The following is a 17709-nucleotide window of genomic DNA, read 5'->3' on the forward strand; positions in this document are numbered from 1 at the left end:
GTGGCACGGATCGGTCCGACCCCTACGTTCAGTACATGTTCTTGACGCTCCTGGTCATCGGCGGTGTGCTGGTCGGTCTGATCGTGCTGCTCGCCCTGATCGTGAGCCTGAGCGCCCGCCCGGCGACGACCACGCGCACCACAACCGGCGTGCGGACGCCGAACTGGGCCGCCGACGCCGGGCGTCCCCACCCCGATGCCTGGGCGCCGCTCTCGGCCGCCGCCACCAGCGAGATGCCTGCCGTCCGCTGATCCCGATCGGCGTCCCGGCGGCTGCCCCGGCCGCGCCGCCGGGACGCACCGGTCGTCAGCGACCGGTACCGAGCTCCGCGGCGAGCTCCCCCACCAGCACCGCGGTGGCCGCCGGGCCACGGACGGGCACGCGGGGCAGCACCGAGGTGTCGGCCACGCGGAGACCGTCGACGCCGCGCACCCGCAGCCGCTGGTCCACGACCGCACCGGGGTCGCCGTCGGGCCCCATCCGGGCCGTGCCCGAGAGGTGCACGGCGGTGGTCAGCCGCTCCCGGATCCAGCCGTCGAGCGCCGCGTCGTCCGCCGGCAGGGCTCCGGGCTCGCCGACCTCCCGCATCGCCCGGGTGCCGAGCAGCGCGGCGGCCAGCCGCACCCCCTGGCGCATGCGCCGGGCGTCGGCGTCCCGCACCAGGTGCCGGTACTCGACCAGCGGCGGGCGGCCGGGATCGGCGTCGACCAGCGACAGCCGGCTCCGGCCCTCCGTCCGCTGCAGGGCGACGCCCACCTCGACCACCTCGCCGGCCGCGGGCCGCCCGGTCATCACCTGGGCGAAGGGCGCCGTCCAGGGCAGCACCTCCAGGTCGCCGGGCACGGCTGCGCCGTCGGAGGTGGCGTGCACGACGCCGTGCAGCGGCGACCCCCCCACCCCCGCCGTGACGCCGTCGCGGGGGTGGAAGGGCAGGTAGACGATCGGGTGGTCGGTGCAGTCCTCCCCCACGCCGGGCGCGTCGACCAGCACCTCGATGCCGGCCGCCCGCAGCCGCGCGGCCGGGCCGATCCCCGACAGCAGCAGCAGGTGCGCCGATCCCACCGCACCGGCGCTGAGCACCACCTCGCCGGCGTGCACGTCGCCCGTCGTCGTCCGCACCCCCACGGCGCGACCGTGCTCGACCAGCACCCGCAGCACGCGGACGCCCGCGCGCACGGTCAGCAGCGGGTTCGCGCGGCGCGGGGTCAGGTAGGCGTCGGCGGCGCTGATCCGGACGCCGTCCACGACGGTGCGCGGCACCGGCCCGTACCCGGGCGGGCCGCCCGCGTTCTTGTCCGGCTCGGCGGGCAGCCCCAGCTCCTCGGCGGCCTGCGCGAAGGCGGCGGCCAGCGGTGGGCCCCCGGTGGGCCGGGACACCGGCACCGGGCCGTCCGCGCCGTGCTCCGGGCGGTCCCCCAGGTCGGCGTCGGTCTCCAGCCGCCGGAGCACCGGCAGCAGCCGCTCCCACGCCCACAGGTCGTTGCCCGCCGCCGCCCAGCCGGCGGCGTCCGCCGGCGTGGGCCGGATGAAGTAGCCGGCGTTCACCGCGCTCGAGCCGCCGACGACGCGGCCGCGGGGCACGCGCACGGTCCGGCCGTCGGCCAGCAGGCCCGGCAGGTCCCAGTTGGCCGGGTGCCCGGGCACCGCGCCCCGGAGCGTCGAGGCGTCCCGCAGCTCGGCCGGCAGCGGCAGGTCCGCGCCGGCCTCCAGCAGCAGCACCCGGCGTCCGACGTCGACCAGCCGGGCGGCCAGCGCGCAGCCCGCCGTCCCGGCCCCGACCACCACGACGTCCGCGCGGTCAGCCATCGGCGAGCCCGAGCACCCCCGGCAGGTCCAGCCGCCGCACCTTGCCCGTGGACGTGCGAGGCAGGTCGGGCAGCGGGTGCAGGCCCTTCGGGCGCTTGGCGGGAGCCAGGCGGGCGCGGGCCCAGTCGGCCAGCTCGCCGGCGTCCGCGTCGCCCACGTAGGCGGCCACCACCCGCTGCCCCCAGTCCGGGTCGGGGACGCCGAAGACGGCGCTCTCCACCACGCCCGGGTGCGCGTCGAGGACGGCCTCCACCTCCGCGGGGTAGACGTTGACCCCGCCGGAGATCACCAGGTCCTCGCGGCGCCCGTCGAGCCACACGACGCCGTCGTCGTCCACCCGGCCCAGGTCGCCCACGGTCACCCGGTCGCCCCGCCACGCGGCCGCCGTCTTCTCCGGCGCCCGCCAGTACTCGAAGCGCGCCCAGCGGGGCACCGCGCACCACAGCTGACCGCGCTCGTCGGTCTCCAGCCGCCGCCCCGGGCGCGCCCGGCCGACGCTGCCGGGGCGCGCCAGCCAGTCCTCGGGCGAGCAGACCGTGAACTGGGCCTCCGTGGAGCCGTAGAACTCCCAGACGCTGCCCTCGGGCAGGGCAGCCAGGACCGCCCGCTTGAGCGGCTCGGGGCACGGGGCGCCCGCGTGCACGAGGCGGCGGAAGGAGGACCAGTCGACGTCGTCGCGGGCGAGCAGCCGCTGGAGGTGGGTCGGCACGCAGAAGGCGGTGGTCGGCCGGAGGGTGCTGATCGCCTCCGCGGCGCGGGCGACGTCGAACGGTCCGGGCAGCAGCACCTCCCCGCCGGCCAGCAGGGTGTGGATCGAGAACCGCAGCGGCGCGCTGTGGTGCAGGGGCGAGAGCACCAGGTGCCGGTCCTGCGGGCCGAAGCCCCAGAGCTCGATCTCCTCGGCGGCCAGCGCGCGGGCGTCGTCCTCGGCCAGGACGCCGGACCACACGCCCTTGCGGCGGCCGGTGGTGCCCGACGTGTAGTGCATCGGCCGGGCCAGGGGCACGTCGGCGAGCTCCGCCTCGTCCTCGCCGAGGAGGCGACCGGGGTCGTCCCCGGCGTCCAGCGCCGCGTCGGCGTCGTCCGCCAGCGCCGCCCGCTCCTCGGCCGGCAGGGCGGGGTCGAGCACGACCGGCACGATCCCGGTGCGCAGCGCGCCGAGCACCACCGCCAGCAGCTCCGGTGAGGCGGCGGCGGAGACCAGCAACCGGTCGCCGGCGCGCAGCCCCGCGGCGGCCAACGACGCGGCCGCCCGCCGCTGGTCGCGCTCGCTCCCGGCGGCGGTCACGATGCTCGCCACCCGCCCGCCCGCGGTCATTCCGGCCGCACCTCCCCCGCGGCGCCCAGGACGACCCGCCCCTCGGCGGCGAGCTTCTCCAGGCCGGCCCGGGTGGACTGCGCCGCGGCGGGCCAGACCTCGCGCGGCACGGCGGCGTAGATGCTCGCGACGAGCTCGTCGACGCTGCGGGCGCCGTCGGCCAGGGCGTCGAGCAGCTGCTGCTCGCGGAAGGCGCGGTGCGCCAGGTAGAAGGCCAGGACCGCGCCCGGGTCCTCGGTCAGCTCCGGGCCGTGGCCGCAGTACAGGGCACTGGGGCCCAGGTCGTGCACCCGGCGCAACGACTCCAGGTAGGCGACCACGTCGCCCTCGGGATGGGTGACGACCGACGTCCCGCGGCCGAGCACGTGGTCACCGACCAGCACCGCGCCGGACTCCAGCCGGAAGGCCAGGTGGTCGGACGTGTGCCCGGGCGTCGCGACGACGTCGATCGCGGTGCCGGCCAGGGCCAGCCGTTCGCCGGGCTCCAGCACCCGCCCGCCCGGACCGGCGACGGCCGGGCTCGCGGCGGCCACCGGTGCACCGAAGCGGGCGCCCCACGGCAGCGCGGCCTCGGCGTGGTCGCCGTGGTGGTGGGTGACCAGGACGGCGACGCAGCGGGCGTCCCGGGCGGCCAGCGCGGCCTCCACGGCGGCGAGGTGCGCGGCGTCGTCGGGTCCCGGGTCCACCAGCACCGCCTGACCGCTGCCGCCCGCCCCCACCACGTAGGTGTTCGTGCCGTCCAGCGTCATCGGCGAGGGGTTGGGTGCCAGCACCCGGGTGACCAGCGGCTCCAGTTCGGCGGTGCGCGGCAGGGCGCCGGGCGCGGGCAGCCCCCAGCCGGTGCGGGGATCGGAGGGGGCGGTCACGGTCGCACGCTATCGGTGCGTCCCCGCTCCCCGCTCCCGGCCGCTAACCTGCCGCACATGCGCCGAACCCGATCCACCGCCCGCACGGGCCTCTCCGTGGCCGCAGCTCTCGTCCTGCTCACCGCGTGCGGGGGCTCCGACGAGAGCGACGCGGCGTCGGGTCCGTCCACGAGCGCGTCCGCCAGCGCCACGAGGACCACGGGCGGCGCCGCCGGCTCGGAGTTCTGCACCGAGGCCGCCAGCATCCAGGAGCGGCTCGAGGCGACCGTCACCGAGCAGTCCGACCCCACCCAGCTGCCGGCCATCCTGGACGAGGCCGCTCAGGAGATCCGCGCCATCGAGGCCCCCGACGAGATCGCCGCCGACTGGTCCGCGCTCGCCGACGGCGTGCAGCAGTTCTCCGCCGCCATCGCCGGCATCGACTTCAACGACCCGAACGCCCTGGCCACGCTGGAGCAGAAGCTGACCCCGCTGCAGCAGCAGCTGGACTCGGCGTCGACCAACGTGAGCACCTACCTGCGCGACGAGTGCGGCATCGACGTCGACTCGACGGAGCCCGCTGCCCCGACCAGCTAGGCCGAGCCGGCAGGGGGTCCTTCGTCAGCCGCCGCAGCCGCCCAGGTAGATGCCGCGCGCGTTGAGCCACGGCACGGGGTCGACCTGACCGCCGTGCATGGCGCCGTTCGGGTGCACCTCGAAGTGCAGGTGCGGACCCGTCGACTGGCCCCGGTTGCCCACCTCGGCGATCTGCTCGCCGGCCGAGACGCGCTCGCCCGCCCGGACGAAGTAGCGGTTGACGTGCCCGTAGACGGTCACCTCGCCGTCGTCGCCCTCGATGTACACGGCCAGCCCGAACCCGGTCGCGCTGCCCGCCCGGCGCACGACGCCGGACGAGGCCGCGTAGACCGGCGTGCCGATGCGCGCCGCGATGTCGACGCCGCCGTGCAGCGCGCCCCAGCGCCAGCCGTAGCAGCTGGACACCCGGCCCGACGTCGGCTTCGCGTGGCCGGCGACGACCTCGCCCACGCCGCCGCCCCCGCTGCTGGAGGGGCCCTCGTCGGCGTCGCGGGCCGCTGCGGCGGCCTCCGCGGCCGCCCGGGCGGCGCGCTCGGCGGCAGCCGCCGCGGCGGCCTCCTCGGCCGCCTTCTGCGCCTCCCACTGGGCGTAGGCGTCGCGCGCTCCCTGGAGCTGCAGCAGCTGGATCTGCGCGGCCTGGAGCTGCTGCTCGAACTGCGCCTTCTGGGCATCGACCTGCTGGTAGGCGGCCTGCTGCTCGGCCAGCTGCGCATCGGCGGTCTGCTTGGCCGCCTGCGCGGTGTCCTCGGCGGCGGCCCGCTCGTCGCGGGCGGCCCGCGCCGTGGCGTCGGCGTTGGCCTGCCGGACCCGCGCCACCTCGAGGGCACCCAGGACGTCGACCTGGTTGTCCGCGACGTAGTCCAGCATCGCGGCCTTCTGGATGAGCTCCCCCGGCCCCTGAGCGTCGAGGATGGCCGCGGTGCTGGAGAGCGAGGAGCCCTTCATGTAGGTGTCGCGGGAGAACGTGGCGATCCGGGCCTCGGCGGCGGCCACGGCGTCGGCGGCCAGCTGCAGCTCGGCGGCCGCCTGGTCGGCAGCCGCCTGCGCCATCTGGAAGGCCTCCAGCGCCGCCTCGTAGGCGACGCCCGCGGCCTCGGCCTGGATCCCGTAGCGCTCGAGCTCGGCCTCGGCGGCGGCGAGCAGCCCGCTGATCCGCCCGACCTCGGCGGCCGCGGCCTCCTGCGTGGTCCTCGCGGCGCCCAGCTGGCCGTCGGTCGGGTTGGGCGGCGGCGGGGGCGCGGCGACGGCCGGTACGGCCGAACCGATCAGCGCGGCGCCGGCGACGACACCGAGCAGTGCGACGCGCAGGGAACGGGCGGGACGACCCGCGGCGGATCGCCGGCCTCCGCTGCGCACGGACACCGGTCCGGTCGGACGGCGCTGGGACATGACTGGCTCCCTGGGGAAGAGGGGGTGGTGCCCCAGCAGAGTCGCACCGTCACCAGTAGTCACAAAGGCAACACGCGGCACTGGCGACGCGCGCCGAAGAGAACGGTCGGTGACCGGCTTGTTGCTGTCGGTATGTCGACAACGGTCAGCCGGCGGGGCGCTCCAGCTCGTGCGCGAGGGCGTCCAGCTCCGCGCCGCCGGCCATCAGCCGGGTCAGCTCCTCGCGCGAGATGTCGCCCTTCGCGAACTCCCCGAGGCTGCGCCCGCGGTTGAGCAGCAGGAACCGGTCGCCCACCGGATAGGCGTGGTGCGGGTTGTGCGTGATGAGCACGACGCCCACCCCCCGGTCCCGGGCCTGCGCCACGTACCGCAGCACGACGCCGGCCTGCTTCACCCCGAGGGCCGACGTCGGCTCGTCGAGGATCAGCACCCGCGCCCCGAAGTGCACCGCCCGGGCGATCGCGACGGACTGGCGCTCGCCGCCGGAGAGGGTGCCGACCGGCTGGTCCGGATCGCGGATGTCGATGCCCATCGCGGCCAGCTCGCGCCGGGTCACGTCCTTCGCCGTCGACGCGTCGAACCGGCGGAACGGGCCCCACCCCCTGGTCGGCTCCGCACCCAGGAAGAAGTTCCGCCAGATCGCCATCAGCGGGATCATCGCCAGGTCCTGGTAGACCGTGGCGATCCCGGCATCGAGCGCCTCGCGCGGGGCGCCGAAGGACACCGGCGCACCGTCGAGCAGCAGCTCCCCGCGGTCGGCCCGGTGCACGCCCGAGAGGACCTTGATCAGCGTGGACTTGCCCGCGCCGTTGTCACCGAGCACGCAGGTGACCTCGCCGGCGCGCACGGCCGCGCTGATCCCGTCGAGCGCGATGACCGAGCCGTAGTCCTTGCCGAGGTCGCGCAGCTCCAGCAGCGGCGTGCTGCGCTCCGCGCTCATCGCCGGGCCGCCTCGGCGTAGCGCCGGACCAGCCGGTTGCCCAGCACGGCGAGCAGCAGCATCGCGCCGAGGAAGAAGTAGAACCAGTCGGCGTCCCAGCGCAGGTACGGGATGCCCAGCTGCGTCATGCCGAAGATCAGCGCACCCAGCGAGGCGCCGACGGCCGAGCCGAAGCCGCCGGTCAGCAGGCAGCCGCCGATCACCGCCGCGACGATGTAGATGAGCTCCTGCCCGATGCCGGTGTTGGCCTGCACCGAGGTGAGCCGCACGGCCAGCGTCGTGCCCACGAACCAGGCCGCGGCCGCCGTCGTCATGAACAGCGCGATGGTGGTCCGCCGCGCCGGCACACCGACGTTGCGCGCGGCGACGTCGTCCCCACCGGTGGCGAACACCCAGTTGCCGAAGCGCGTGCGCAGCAGCACCCAGGTCGCGAGGGCGGTGAACAGCAGCCACCAGAGGACGGCGATGCGCACCTCGGCGCCGAGGATCTCCACCCGCGAGGCGAACACCCACTCCGCGGCCGCGTAGCCGGGGGCGTCGTCGATACCGGCGACGGTGACCGTGTTGGTGAACAGCTTCGTCAGGCCCAGGTTCAGGCCCTGGAGCATCAGGAACGTGCCGAGCGTGATGATGAAGCTGGGCAGTCCGGTGCGGGTCACCAGCCAGCCGTTGACGAAACCGATCAGCAGGGCGAGCACCAGCGAGACGGCGATGGCCACCCACAGGTTCTGGCCGAGCTCGGTGGCGACGATCCCCACGGTGAGCGCGGTCGTGCCGGTCAGCACGCCGGCCGACAGGTCGAAGTGCCCGCCGATCATCAGCAGCGCGACCGCGACCGCCATGATGCCCAGCGTCGACGCCGGGTCCAGCCAGTTGGCGATGCCGCGCGGCGACCGGAACGTCTCCGACTGCACCGCGAAGAACGCGAAGACGGCGACCGCACCGACCAGCGCGCCGAGCTCGGGCTTGACGAGCAGGCGGCGCAGCAGCCCGGGGGCGGCCAGCCGCTCGTCGGCCCGGCGCTCGGCCGGGGCGGTGAGCCCGGGGGCGCTCAGCGCGTGCCGGCCGAGGCCAGGTCGGCGATCTCGTCGACGTTGTCGGCGTCGACGATGGCGGGCCCGGTGAGGACCGGCTGGCCACCGCCGACGGTGTTGAGGTTCTCGGCGTAGAGCTTGAGCATCACGATCGGCAGGTAGCCCTGCTCGTACTGCTGCTGGTCCACCGCGAAGGCGATGTCACCGGCCTGGATGCCGGAGATGACGTCCTCGTTGAGGTCGAAGGTCGCCACCTGCGCCTCCGACCCGGCGTCGGCGGCCGCCTCGACGGCGACCGCGGCCACCGCCGAGTTCAGCGTGAGGACGGCGTCGATCCCGGTGTCGCCCTGCAGCTGGGAGGCGATCGCCGACTGGGCGCCCTGCAGGTCGTTCACGTCGACCTGCAGCGGCGTGACCTGCGTGCCGAGCCCCTCGGAGGCACCGGAGCACCGCTGCTCGAGCCCGATGTTGCCCGCCTCGTGCACGACGCACAGCACGTTCTGGGCACCGGCGCCGGCCAGCGCCTCACCGGCGCCCCGGCCCGCGATCTGCTCCTCCTGGCCGACGTGGCCGATGGCGCCGAGCTCGGCCGAGCGGTCCCCGCCGGAGTTGATGGTCACCACGGGGATGCCGGCCTCGACGGCCGCCTCGATCGAGTCCTGCAGCGCGTCGGGGTTGGCCAGGGAGACGACGATGCCGTCCACCTCCTGGTTCACCGCGGCGTCGATGAGCTGCGCCTGGCGCTGCGGGTCGCCGTCGCTCTGGTAGTCGACCTCGATGCCGAGGTCGTCGCCGGCCTTCTCGGCGCCGTTCTGGACGACGTCCCAGAAGGCGTCACCGGCCGAGCCGTGCGTGATCACCGAGAAGACGAGGTCGCCCCCGCCACCGCCCGCGCCGCCGGAGCCCTCGCCACCGGATCCGCCCCCACCCTCCGTGGTGCAGGCGGAGAGCAGCAGGGGTGCGGCCACCGCGAGTGCCAGCAGTCGCTTCGGTGCGGGCATGGGGAAGTCCTCCTGTGCTCGCGGGGCACCCCCGCGGATCCGGCCGGGTTCTCGGTCCGACCACGGATCATGCTCCACCCGGGCTCCGGAAGCCGGTCAGGAGGGGCCGACGCGGCGCCGTCTCCTCCGACCGGGCGACAGCCGGAGGGGTTCTAGGCTGCACCCGTGGACGTCCTCTCATCCGGTCACGAGCAGGTCGTGTTCTGCAGCGACCCCGAGTCGGGGTTGCGCGCGGTCATCGCGATCCACTCCACCGCACTCGGGCCCGCGCTCGGTGGCACGCGCTTCTACCCCTACGCCAGCGAGGACGCCGCCGTCGCCGACGCGCTGCGGCTGTCCCGGGCCATGTCGTACAAGAACAGCCTCGCCGGGCTCGACCTCGGCGGCGGCAAGGCCGTGATCATCGGCGATCCCCGCACCGACAAGACCGAGGCGCTGCTGCGCGCCTACGGCCGGTTCGTGGAGTCGCTGGGCGGCCGCTACCTGACCGCGTGCGACGTCGGCACCTACAACGCCGACCTCGACGTCGTCGCCCGGGAGACCCGGTTCGCGCACGGTCGCTCGGAGGCCTACGGCGGTTGCGGCGACTCCTCGGTGCTCACCGCCTACGGCGTCTTCCAGGGCATGCGCGCCGCCGCGCAGCACTGCTGGGGCTCCCCGTCGCTCGCCGGCCGGACCGTCGCGATCGCCGGTGTCGGCAAGGTCGGCTCCTGGCTGGCCGGGCACCTCGTCGAGGACGGCGCGGACGTGGTGGTCACCGACGTCGACCCCGCGGCCGTCGAGCAGCTCCGCACCCGGTACCCGCAGATCCGGTCCGTCGCCGACACCGCTGCCCTGGTGCGCACGCCGCACGACGTCTACGCGCCCTGCGCGCTGGGCGGAGCGCTGGACGCGGAGACCGTGGCGGTCCTGCCGGGCCGGATCGTGTGCGGTGGCGCCAACAACCAGCTGGCGACGCCGGAGATGGCCGAGGCGCTGCGCGGCCGCGGCATCCTCTACGCCCCGGACTTCCTCGTGAACTCCGGCGGCGTGATCCAGGTCGAGGACGAGCGGCACGGCTTCTCGTTCGCCCGGGCGCAGGCCAAGGCCTCGGGCATCCACGACGTCGCCCTGCGGGTGTTCGCGCTGGCCGAGTCCGACGGCATCTCGCCCGCCGTAGCGGCCGACCGGCTGGCCGAGGAGCGCATCCGCTCGGTGGGCCGGCTGGCCACCATCCGGCTGCCCCGCTGACGCCTGCGGGTCGCTCGTCCGGGCGACCCGGAGGCGGCTCGGGGAGGGACGTGTGCCCGCCGCCGATCCGTGTCGTAAGGTTGCTCAAGACATAGTCACTCAGTCGGGGTCGCCACGCGGGCCGTCCAGCCGCGGGCTGGGCCGCCGTACTCCGGTAACGAGGGGGTCGAGCCGATGGGGCGCGGCCGAGCGAAGGCCAAGCAGACACGCGTGGCCCGTGAGCTCAAGTACAGCTCACCGAACACCGACCTCACCGCGCTCCAGCGCGAGTTGGCCGGATCGTCGTCGACGTACACAGCGCCTCCCAGCGCCGTGGACGACGACGACGAAGAAGAGGACGACACGTACGCCGACCGCTGGGCGGACGACGACACCGACGACGACTGGGCCGCCAGCCGCTGACGGCGGCTCGCACCTGGTCGGCGTTCCTCCACACCGCGACACCGCGGCCCTCCGGGGCAGCGGTGTCGTCGTGTTGCTGGAGCCGGGTTACGCCCGGTAGGCGCCGGTGAGCTCGGCGGCCGGGGCGTCCTGGCCGCCGGGGCGTTCGCCCACGGTCCCGGCGACCCACGCCGGCACCCCGCGGGCGGTGAGCCGGGCGACGACGTCGTCGGCCCGGTCGGCCGCGACGGCCGCGACCATGCCGACGCCGCAGTTGAAGGCGCGCTCGGACTCCGACCGCGGCACGCCGTGCTCCTCCATGAGCCGGACGGCGGCGGGCAGCGCCCAGGTGCTCCGGTCGAGCACCGCCTGCAGCCCGTCGGGCACGACGCGGGCGGTGTTGCCCGCCAGGCCGCCGCCGGTGATGTGCGCGAAGGCGTGCACGGTCTCCACGCCGAACTCCTCGACCAGCGCCAGGCAGTCCAGCGCGTAGATGCGGGTGGGCTCGAGCAGCTCCTCACCCAGGGGACGGCCCAGGCCGGCCGGCGTCGCATGCAGGTCCAGGCCCGCGGCGCCCACCACCCGGCGCACCAGCGAGTAGCCGTTGGAGTGGAAGCCCGACGACGCCATCGCGACGACGACGTCGCCGGCGCGGACCCGCTCGGGGCCCAGGACGGCGTCGGCCTCGACGACCCCCACCGCGGTGGCGGCCAGGTCGTACTCGTCGGCGTCCATCAGGTCTCCGTGCTCGGCGGTCTCGCCGCCGACCAGCGCGGCCCCGGCCAGCGTGCAGCCGGCCGCGATGCCCGTGACGATGGCGGCGATCCGCTCCGGGACGACCTTGCCGGTCGCCACGTAGTCCTGGAGGAACAGCGGCTCGGCGCCGCAGGCCACCAGGTCGTCGACGACCATGGCCACCAGGTCGATGCCCACGGTGTCGTGCCGGTCCAGCTGCCGGGCGAGGGCGATCTTCGTGCCCACGCCGTCGGTCGAGGAGGCCAGGAGCGGCTTGCGGTACTTGTGGACGTCGAGGGCGAACAGGCCGGCGAAGCCGCCCAGCCCGCCCACGACCTCGGGCCGGTTGGTCCGCTCGACGGCGGCCTTCATGAGGGTGACCGCGCGCTCGCCGGCGTCGATGTCGACGCCGGACGCCGCGTAGGTGAACTCGGTCGTCATGGCCGCCTCAGGGCGTCCTCGGCGCCGCCCGGGACCGCGGCGGTGCCGGCCTGCTGCCCGGTCCAGCCGCTGACGGCCCGCTGCTCGATGCCCTCGAGCACGTGCTTGCCCAGCACCTCGGGCTCGCCCAGCGGGATCGGGTAGTCGCCGGTGAAGCAGGCGGTGCACAGCCGGCTGGCCGGCTGCTCGGTCGCCGCGATCAGGCCCTGCTCGGTGACGTACCCGAGCGAGTCCGCGTTGATGGAGGCCCGGACGCCGTCGACGTCGAGGCCGTTGGCGACCAGCTCGGCCCGGCTGGCGAAGTCGATGCCGTAGAAGCACGGCCACTTGACCGGCGGCGAGGCGATCCGGACGTGCACCTCGAGCGCACCGGCCTCGCGGAGCATCCGGATCAGCGCCCGCTGGGTGTTGCCCCGCACGATCGAGTCGTCCACGACGACCAGCCGCTTGCCGCGGATGACGTCGCGCAGCGGGTTGAGCTTCAGCCGGATGCCGAGCTGGCGGATCGTCTGGCTGGGCTGGATGAAGGTGCGGCCCACGTAGGAGTTCTTGACCAGGCCCAGCCCGTAGGGGATCCCGCTGGCCTCGGCGTAGCCCACGGCGGCGGGCGTGCCCGACTCCGGGACCGGGATGACCAGGTCGGCCTCGACCGGGTGCTCCTTGGCCAGCCGGCGGCCGATCTCGACGCGGGCGGCGTGCACGCCGCGGCCGGAGATCGTGGTGTCGGGGCGGGCCAGGTAGACGTACTCGAAGACGCAGCCCTTGGGTTCGGCGGGCGCGAAGTGCTGGCTGCGCAGCCCGTTCTCGTCGATCGCGATCAGCTCGCCGGGCTCGACCTCGCGGACGACCGAGGCACCGACGATGTCCAGCGCGGCGGTCTCGCTGGCGACCACCCAGCCGCGCTCGAGCCGGCCGAGGACCAGCGGGCGCACACCCTGCGGGTCGCGGGCGGCGTAGAGGGTGTCCTCGTCCATGAAGGTGAAGCTGAAGGCGCCGCGCAGCTGCGGCAGCACCTCCATGGCGGCCGCCTCGACCGAGAGGTCGGGCCGGGCCGCGATCAGCGCCGTGACGAGGTCGGAGTCGTTGGTGGCCACGAAGGCGCCGGGCACACCGGCGTCGGCGGCCTTGCTCGCCAGCTCCGCGGTGTTCACCAGGTTCCCGTTGTGGCAGAGCGCCAGACCGGTGCCGGCCTCGGTGGTGCGGAACGTCGGCTGCGCGTTCTCCCACGTCGAGGCGCCGGTCGTGGAGTACCGGGTGTGGCCGACGGCGAGGAAGCCGCGCAACGAGCCCAGCGTCGCCTCGTCGAAGACCTGGCTGACCAGGCCGAGGTCCTTGTAGACCACGACGGAGGTGCCGTCGGACACCGCGATCCCGGCCGCCTCCTGACCGCGGTGCTGGAGGGCGTACAGACCGAAATAGGTCAGCTTCGCGACCTCTTCCCCGGGCGCCCAGACACCGAAGACGCCACAGGCGTCCTGAGGGCCGGGACTCTGGGGGTCGAGGTCGTGCGTCAGCCGTCCATCACCGCGAGGCACGGGTCGAGAGTACCGGCGTCCGCCACCCGGCCCGGAGGCGAAGGGGTGCACCGCGTTCTCCCGGGCCCGCGTCGGCCCTGGTCACCATGGAACCCGGGGCCCTGCGCACGCGTTGTCCGTCGGTTCCCCACCGGTCACGGAGGTCCGCCTGTGCCCACGCTCACCGCCCCGCTGCCCCCCGGTCCGGTCCAGGCCGACCGGCTGATCTCCCTCGGCGTGCACGAGCTCGCCGACCTGTCCGCCCGCGCGCTGCGCGACGCCGCCGACCGCCTGGCCCCGGGCGAGCTGCTCGTGGTGCACCCCGACCGCGTGCCGGTGTCCGCGCTCGCGCCGCTGCTCGCCCTGGACGGCCGACCGGGCTTCGTGGTGGCCGACATGACCGACGTCGACGCGTTCGCCCCGATCGAGCCGGTGGTGCTCCCCGCTCCGCCCGTCTACGCCGTGACCGACCTCGACCGCGGCGACGCGATGCTGAACTGGAGCCCGGACGAGGCGCTGCCGGCCATCACCGGCGCGGGCCGCACCCCGCTGACGCTCGGGGAGGGCGTGCACTGGCTGCTGCAGTGCCCCGGCGTCCTGGTCCGCAACGCCTGCTTCATGACGATCGGCTCGCGCCTGCGCACGGCGAACGGGAAGCTCGACGCCCGGACGCCGGCGCTGTGGATCAGCAACGGGACCGGGCGCGACGGTCGCGAGCGCCGGGGCGCGCCCAAGGTCGGCTGGTGCTGGGCGGGCAACCGGCACACCTGGCTGGGCTTCGCCTCGGCGGCCACTCGGCGGTGAGGTGAGGGATCGGCCCCGGTGCAGGGGCCCACGCCGAGCTTGCGAGGCGTGGGGGGCACCGGGGTCCTTCTTCAGCCCTGGAGGCCGCGGAACTCCGCCGCGATCGTGGTGTCGTCGCCGTGACCTGTCCGGACGACGGTGTCGCCGTGCAGGCTGAACAGCTGCGACCTGATCGAGTCCAGGATCGTGGGGTGGTCGCTGAACGAGCGGCCGGTGGCACCCGGGCCGCCGCAGAACAGCGTGTCCCCCGTGAACACGGTGTTCAGGTCCGCCGAGTGCAGGCAGGTGCTGCCCGGCGAGTGACCCGGGGTGTGCAGCGCGACGAGGTGAGCCCCGGCGACGGTGAACCGGGTGCCCGGCCGCAGGTCGGAGTCGGGCTGCGCATCAGCGTGCGTCATGTCCCACAGCATCCGGTCGGCGCTGTTGAACCAGATCGGGGCGCCGGTGGCCTCGCGCAGCGCCGGGGCGGCGGTGATGTGGTCGTTGTGCCCGTGGGTCAGCACGATCGCGGTGACCGTCCGGCCGCCGATCGCCTCGACGATCGGGGCGGCGTCGTGCGGGGCGTCGATCACCAGCACCTCGTCGTCGTCCCCGACGAGCCAGACGTTGTTCTCGACGTCGAAGTCCTGCCCGTCGAGGGAGAAGACGCCGGGGATCACGACCTTGTCGATGCGCGCGGCCATCAGAGCACCACGACCGAGCGCAGCACGTCACCGGCGTGCATCTTGTGGAACGCCTCCTCGACCGCGTCGAGGCCGATCGTCTCGCTGACGAAGTCCTCCAGCGGGAAGCGGCCCTGCAGGTAGAGGTCGACGAGCAGCGGGAAGTCGCGGCTGGGCAGGCAGTCGCCGTACCAGGAGGACTTGATCGCCCCACCCCGGCCGAAGATCTCGATCGCCGGGAGGGTGATCTCCATGCCCGGCGTCGGGACGCCGACCATCACCACGCGGCCGGCCAGGTCGCGGGAGTAGAAGGCCTGCTCGAAGACCGCGGGGTGGCCGACGGCGTCGATGGCGACGTCGACCCCGAAGCCGCCGGTGAGGCCCTTGATCGCCTCGACCGGGTCGGTCTCCTTCGAGTTCACGGTGTGGGTGGCGCCGAAGCCCTTCGCCCACTCGAGCTTCCGGTCGTCGATGTCGACGGCGATGATCGTCGTCGCGCCGGCGAGCTTCGCCCCGGCGACCGCGGCGTCACCGACCCCACCGCAGCCGAAGACGGCGACGGTCTCGCCCCGGCGGACACCCCCGGTGTTGATCGCGGCACCGACGCCGGCCATGACGCCGCAGCCGAGCAGGCCCGCGGCCGTGGCCGGGGCGGCGGCGTCCACCTTGGTGCACTGGCCCGAGTGCACCAGCGTCTTCTCGGCGAACGCGCCGATGCCCAGCGCGGGGGAGAGCTCGGTGCCATCGGTGAGCGTCATCTTCTGCGCCGCGTTGTGGGTGTCGAAGCAGTACTGCGGCTCGCCCTTGAGGCACGCGCGGCACTGACCGCACACGGCCCGCCAGTTGAGGACGACGTAGTCGCCGACGGCCACGTTGGTCACGCCTTCGCCCACGGCGGAGACCCGGCCGGCGGCCTCGTGCCCGAGGAGGAAGGGGAAGTCGTCGTTGATCCCGCCCTCGCGGTAGTGCAGGTCGGTGTGGCAGACCCCGCACGCCTGCACGTCGACCACGGCCTCACCGGGGCCGGGGTCGGGCACCACGATCGTCTCGACGCTGACCGGCTGACCCTTGCCGCGGGCGACGACGCCGCGAACCTCGTATGGCATGGTCCGAGCCTAGGGTGGCGCTCGGAGGCGGGCTCGGGCACTACTTTTCAGTCACATCGAGTCACTGCTTGCTCACGAGGGCGAGTTGGCAGGGCCAACTTGCGAGTAACGCCGTAGCGTGCCACCCGATCGCGACCCAGATCACAGGGCGCGTCCCGGTTGTGGCCGTCCGGCCCTTCCGGTTCCCGTCCCCGGAGGTTGTCCCCGTGGCAGTACCCAGCTTCCTGGCGCGCGAGCGGATCATCGCGCGCCCGGGCTTCAACCGCTGGCTGATCCCGCCGGCGGCTCTCGCCGTCCACCTGTGCATCGGCCAGGCCTACGCGACCAGCGTCTACAAGACCGCCCTCGTCGCCCACTTCGACTCGACGCTCACCGCGATCGGCATCATCTTCTCGATCGCCATCGTGATGCTCGGCCTGTCGGCCGCCGTCTTCGGCACGTGGGTGGACCGCAACGGCCCCCGCGCCGCGATGTTCACGTCCGCCGTCTTCTGGGTGACCGGCTTCCTCGTCGGCGCCCTCGGCATCTACACCGAGCAGCTGTGGCTGGTCTACCTCGGCTACGGCGTCATCGGCGGCATCGGCCTGGGCATCGGCTACATCTCGCCGGTCTCCACGCTGATCAAGTGGTTCCCCGACCGTCCGGGCCTGGCCACCGGTATGGCCATCATGGGCTTCGGTGGTGGCGCGCTCATCGCCTCGCCGCTCTCCCGGCAGCTGATGGCCTGGTACGACCCGGGCTACGACCCGGCCGTCGTCGGCACCACCCCCAGCGGCAACGCCGTCGGCGGTCTGTTCCTGACCCTGGCCGCGCTCTACGCCGTCTTCATGATGTTCGGTGCGTTCATCGTCCGCGTGCCGGCCGCCGACTGGAAGCCCGCCGGCTTCGACCCGGCGTCGGTCAAGTCCAAGCCGATGATCACGACCGAGAACGTCTCGGCCAACAACGCGATCAAGACCCCGCAGTTCTGGCTGCTGTGGACGGTCCTCTTCTGCAACGTCACCGCCGGCATCGGCATCCTCGAGCAGGCCGCGCCGATGATCCAGGACTTCTTCCGCACCGGTGAGACCTCGCAGGTCCTCGCTGCGACGGCGGCCGGCTTCGTCGGTCTGCTCTCGCTGTTCAACATGGCCGGCCGCTTCGTGTGGTCGTCCACGTCGGACTTCATCGGGCGCAAGCCGATCTACATGGTCTACCTCGGCGTCGGGATCATCCTGTACGTCATCCTGGCGACCCTCGGCAGCAGCGCGACCTGGATCTTCGTCATCACCGCCGCGATCATCATCTCCTTCTACGGCGGTGGCTTCGCGACCGTGCCGGCCTACCTGCGCGACCTCTTCGGCACCTACCAGGTCGGCGCCATCCACGGCCGTCTCCTGACCGCCTGGGCGGCCGCCGGCATCGCCGGCCCGCTGATCGTCAACGGCGTCCTGGACTCGCGGGGCACCCCGGGCCAGCTCGTCGCCGGTGACTACCGGCCCGCGCTGTTCATCATGGTCGGCCTCCTGGCCGTGGGCTTCATCGCCAACCTGCTGATCAAGCCGGTGGCGAGCAAGTGGCACGAGTCGAAGGAAGCCGTCGAGGAGTTCACCCACGAGCACCACACCGAGGAAGAGCGGAGCGCCGTCCGATGAGTTCGACCGTGTCGCACGACCAGCAGCCCACCCACACCCCGGTGGGGCTCATCGCCTTCGCCTGGACGCTCGTGGGCGTGCCGCTGGCCTACGGCCTCTACAACACCGTGAAGGCGGCCACCGCGCTGTTCGGCTGATCCTCCTTCTCCACCACCGAGCCCCGTCCGCTGACCAGCGGGCGGGGCTCGGTGCTGTTCTGTGCCCTGTTGCGCCGAGAGGGCCCCCGGAGGGGGTCCGCGCAGGCGCGACGCAGCGGCTCAGCTCAGCTGGGG

18 protein-coding genes are annotated in these 17709 nt (G+C 74.1%); 7 read left to right on the forward strand and 11 right to left on the reverse strand.

The features are described 5' to 3' along the window. The first annotated feature begins 35 nt into the window (after window positions 1-35). On the forward strand, window positions 36-251 hold the full coding sequence (locus DQ244_RS06725) for a hypothetical protein (protein WP_113810728.1): 216 nt from the start codon (window positions 36-38) through the stop codon (window positions 249-251). A 55-nt stretch (window positions 252-306) separates the two neighbouring features. Here DQ244_RS06725 and mftG read toward each other — a convergent pair whose 3' ends face one another. From mftG to DQ244_RS06740, 3 genes are read right to left on the reverse strand one after another with little or no spacing between them, the layout of a single operon-like run. Beyond that, on the reverse strand, window positions 307-1806 hold the full coding sequence (gene mftG / locus DQ244_RS06730) for a mycofactocin system GMC family oxidoreductase MftG (RefSeq protein WP_113810729.1): 1500 nt from the start codon (window positions 1804-1806) through the stop codon (window positions 307-309). Continuing rightward, window positions 1799-3124 (reverse strand): class I adenylate-forming enzyme family protein, encoded by a 1326-nt coding sequence (locus DQ244_RS06735; protein ID WP_113810730.1) that lies wholly within the window; start codon window positions 3122-3124, stop codon window positions 1799-1801. Before DQ244_RS06735 ends, mftG begins: the two co-directional genes overlap by 8 nt. Beyond that, a complete protein-coding gene (locus DQ244_RS06740; RefSeq protein ID WP_113810731.1) occupies window positions 3121-3990 on the reverse strand; it encodes an MBL fold metallo-hydrolase in 870 nt (289 codons plus the stop codon). Before DQ244_RS06740 ends, DQ244_RS06735 begins: the two co-directional genes overlap by 4 nt. A gap of 57 nt (window positions 3991-4047) precedes the next feature. Here DQ244_RS06740 and DQ244_RS06745 point away from each other — a divergent pair, with 57 nt between their 5' ends. Further along, complete coding sequence (locus tag DQ244_RS06745; RefSeq protein WP_147251485.1) at window positions 4048-4566, forward strand: hypothetical protein; 519 nt, start codon at window positions 4048-4050, stop codon at window positions 4564-4566. Between the two features lie 24 nt (window positions 4567-4590). Here the strand turns inward: DQ244_RS06745 and DQ244_RS06750 are convergent, their stop codons facing one another. From DQ244_RS06750 to DQ244_RS06765, 4 genes are all read right to left on the reverse strand, one after another. Further along, window positions 4591-5955 (reverse strand): M23 family metallopeptidase, encoded by a 1365-nt coding sequence (locus DQ244_RS06750; protein WP_113810733.1) that lies wholly within the window; start codon window positions 5953-5955, stop codon window positions 4591-4593. A 145-nt stretch (window positions 5956-6100) separates the two neighbouring features. After that, window positions 6101-6895: an ATP-binding cassette domain-containing protein gene (locus DQ244_RS06755; protein ID WP_113810734.1), complete on the reverse strand. Its 795-nt coding sequence runs from the start codon at window positions 6893-6895 to the stop codon at window positions 6101-6103. Next, entirely contained in the window at window positions 6892-7809 is a 918-nt protein-coding gene (locus DQ244_RS06760; RefSeq protein WP_233491227.1) for an ABC transporter permease, read from the reverse strand. The genes DQ244_RS06755 and DQ244_RS06760 overlap by 4 nt, the downstream gene beginning before the upstream one ends. A 137-nt stretch (window positions 7810-7946) precedes the next feature. After that, window positions 7947-8930, reverse strand: a complete 984-nt coding sequence (locus DQ244_RS06765) for a substrate-binding domain-containing protein (protein WP_113810736.1) — start codon at window positions 8928-8930, stop codon at window positions 7947-7949. A 165-nt stretch (window positions 8931-9095) separates the two neighbouring features. On the opposite strand from DQ244_RS06765, the gene DQ244_RS06770 reads away from it, so the two are divergent. Further along, complete coding sequence (locus DQ244_RS06770; protein WP_113810737.1) at window positions 9096-10160, forward strand: Glu/Leu/Phe/Val dehydrogenase; 1065 nt, start codon at window positions 9096-9098, stop codon at window positions 10158-10160. Window positions 10161-10334: 174 nt separating this feature from the next. After that, the gene (locus tag DQ244_RS06775) at window positions 10335-10562 is read left to right on the forward strand and encodes a DUF3073 domain-containing protein (protein WP_113810738.1); all 228 of its coding nucleotides are present in this window, start codon (window positions 10335-10337) and stop codon (window positions 10560-10562) included. A gap of 87 nt (window positions 10563-10649) precedes the next feature. On the opposite strand, the gene purM is transcribed toward DQ244_RS06775, so the two are convergent. Both purM and purF read right to left on the reverse strand, forming a co-directional pair. Next, window positions 10650-11717 carry a phosphoribosylformylglycinamidine cyclo-ligase gene (gene purM, locus DQ244_RS06780; RefSeq protein WP_113810739.1) on the reverse strand — a complete coding sequence of 356 codons (1068 nt, stop codon included), beginning with the start codon at window positions 11715-11717 and terminating at the stop codon, window positions 10650-10652. Beyond that, the gene (gene purF, locus DQ244_RS06785) at window positions 11714-13252 is read right to left on the reverse strand and encodes an amidophosphoribosyltransferase (protein WP_113810740.1); all 1539 of its coding nucleotides are present in this window, start codon (window positions 13250-13252) and stop codon (window positions 11714-11716) included. Before purF ends, purM begins: the two co-directional genes overlap by 4 nt. Before the next feature lie 150 nt (window positions 13253-13402). On the opposite strand from purF, the gene DQ244_RS06790 reads away from it, so the two are divergent. Then, on the forward strand, window positions 13403-14035 hold the full coding sequence (locus DQ244_RS06790) for a DUF5701 family protein (RefSeq protein ID WP_113810741.1): 633 nt from the start codon (window positions 13403-13405) through the stop codon (window positions 14033-14035). A gap of 71 nt (window positions 14036-14106) precedes the next feature. Here the strand turns inward: DQ244_RS06790 and DQ244_RS06795 are convergent, their stop codons facing one another. Together DQ244_RS06795 and DQ244_RS06800 are read right to left on the reverse strand one after the other, a co-directional pair. Further along, on the reverse strand, window positions 14107-14718 hold the full coding sequence (locus DQ244_RS06795; RefSeq protein ID WP_113810742.1) for an MBL fold metallo-hydrolase: 612 nt from the start codon (window positions 14716-14718) through the stop codon (window positions 14107-14109). Next, window positions 14718-15803 (reverse strand): S-(hydroxymethyl)mycothiol dehydrogenase, encoded by a 1086-nt coding sequence (locus tag DQ244_RS06800; RefSeq protein ID WP_113810743.1) that lies wholly within the window; start codon window positions 15801-15803, stop codon window positions 14718-14720. Before DQ244_RS06800 ends, DQ244_RS06795 begins: the two co-directional genes overlap by 1 nt. Before the next feature lie 206 nt (window positions 15804-16009). Here DQ244_RS06800 and DQ244_RS06805 point away from each other — a divergent pair, with 206 nt between their 5' ends. Both DQ244_RS06805 and DQ244_RS19575 read left to right on the forward strand, forming a co-directional pair. Next, window positions 16010-17437 (forward strand): OFA family MFS transporter, encoded by a 1428-nt coding sequence (locus DQ244_RS06805; protein ID WP_113810744.1) that lies wholly within the window; start codon window positions 16010-16012, stop codon window positions 17435-17437. Next, window positions 17434-17574: a hypothetical protein gene (locus DQ244_RS19575; RefSeq protein WP_199580258.1), complete on the forward strand. Its 141-nt coding sequence runs from the start codon at window positions 17434-17436 to the stop codon at window positions 17572-17574. The genes DQ244_RS06805 and DQ244_RS19575 overlap by 4 nt, the downstream gene beginning before the upstream one ends. The last annotated feature ends 135 nt before the right edge of the window (window positions 17575-17709 follow it).

The sequence above is a fragment of the Blastococcus sp. TBT05-19 genome (genome assembly GCF_003319095.1).
Lineage (GTDB): Bacteria > Actinomycetota > Actinomycetes > Mycobacteriales > Geodermatophilaceae > Blastococcus.

Bases quoted from the DNA above. Each gene is read 5' to 3' on its own strand.
- DQ244_RS06725 (WP_113810728.1), top strand. From the start codon at position 36: ATGTTCTTGACGCTCCTGGTCATCGGCGGTGTGCTGGTCGGTCTGATC.
- mftG (WP_113810729.1), bottom strand. From the start codon at position 1,806: ATGGCTGACCGCGCGGACGTCGTGGTGGTCGGGGCCGGGACGGCGGGC.
- DQ244_RS06735 (WP_113810730.1), bottom strand. From the start codon at position 3,124: ATGACCGCGGGCGGGCGGGTGGCGAGCATCGTGACCGCCGCCGGGAGC.
- DQ244_RS06745 (WP_147251485.1), top strand. From the start codon at position 4,048: ATGCGCCGAACCCGATCCACCGCCCGCACGGGCCTCTCCGTGGCCGCA.
- DQ244_RS06750 (WP_113810733.1), bottom strand. From the start codon at position 5,955: ATGTCCCAGCGCCGTCCGACCGGACCGGTGTCCGTGCGCAGCGGAGGC.
- DQ244_RS06755 (WP_113810734.1), bottom strand. From the start codon at position 6,895: ATGAGCGCGGAGCGCAGCACGCCGCTGCTGGAGCTGCGCGACCTCGGC.
- DQ244_RS06765 (WP_113810736.1), bottom strand. From the start codon at position 8,930: ATGCCCGCACCGAAGCGACTGCTGGCACTCGCGGTGGCCGCACCCCTG.
- DQ244_RS06775 (WP_113810738.1), top strand. From the start codon at position 10,335: ATGGGGCGCGGCCGAGCGAAGGCCAAGCAGACACGCGTGGCCCGTGAG.
- purM (WP_113810739.1), bottom strand. From the start codon at position 11,717: ATGACGACCGAGTTCACCTACGCGGCGTCCGGCGTCGACATCGACGCC.
- DQ244_RS06795 (WP_113810742.1), bottom strand. From the start codon at position 14,718: ATGGCCGCGCGCATCGACAAGGTCGTGATCCCCGGCGTCTTCTCCCTC.
- DQ244_RS06800 (WP_113810743.1), bottom strand. From the start codon at position 15,803: ATGCCATACGAGGTTCGCGGCGTCGTCGCCCGCGGCAAGGGTCAGCCG.
- DQ244_RS19575 (WP_199580258.1), top strand. From the start codon at position 17,434: ATGAGTTCGACCGTGTCGCACGACCAGCAGCCCACCCACACCCCGGTG.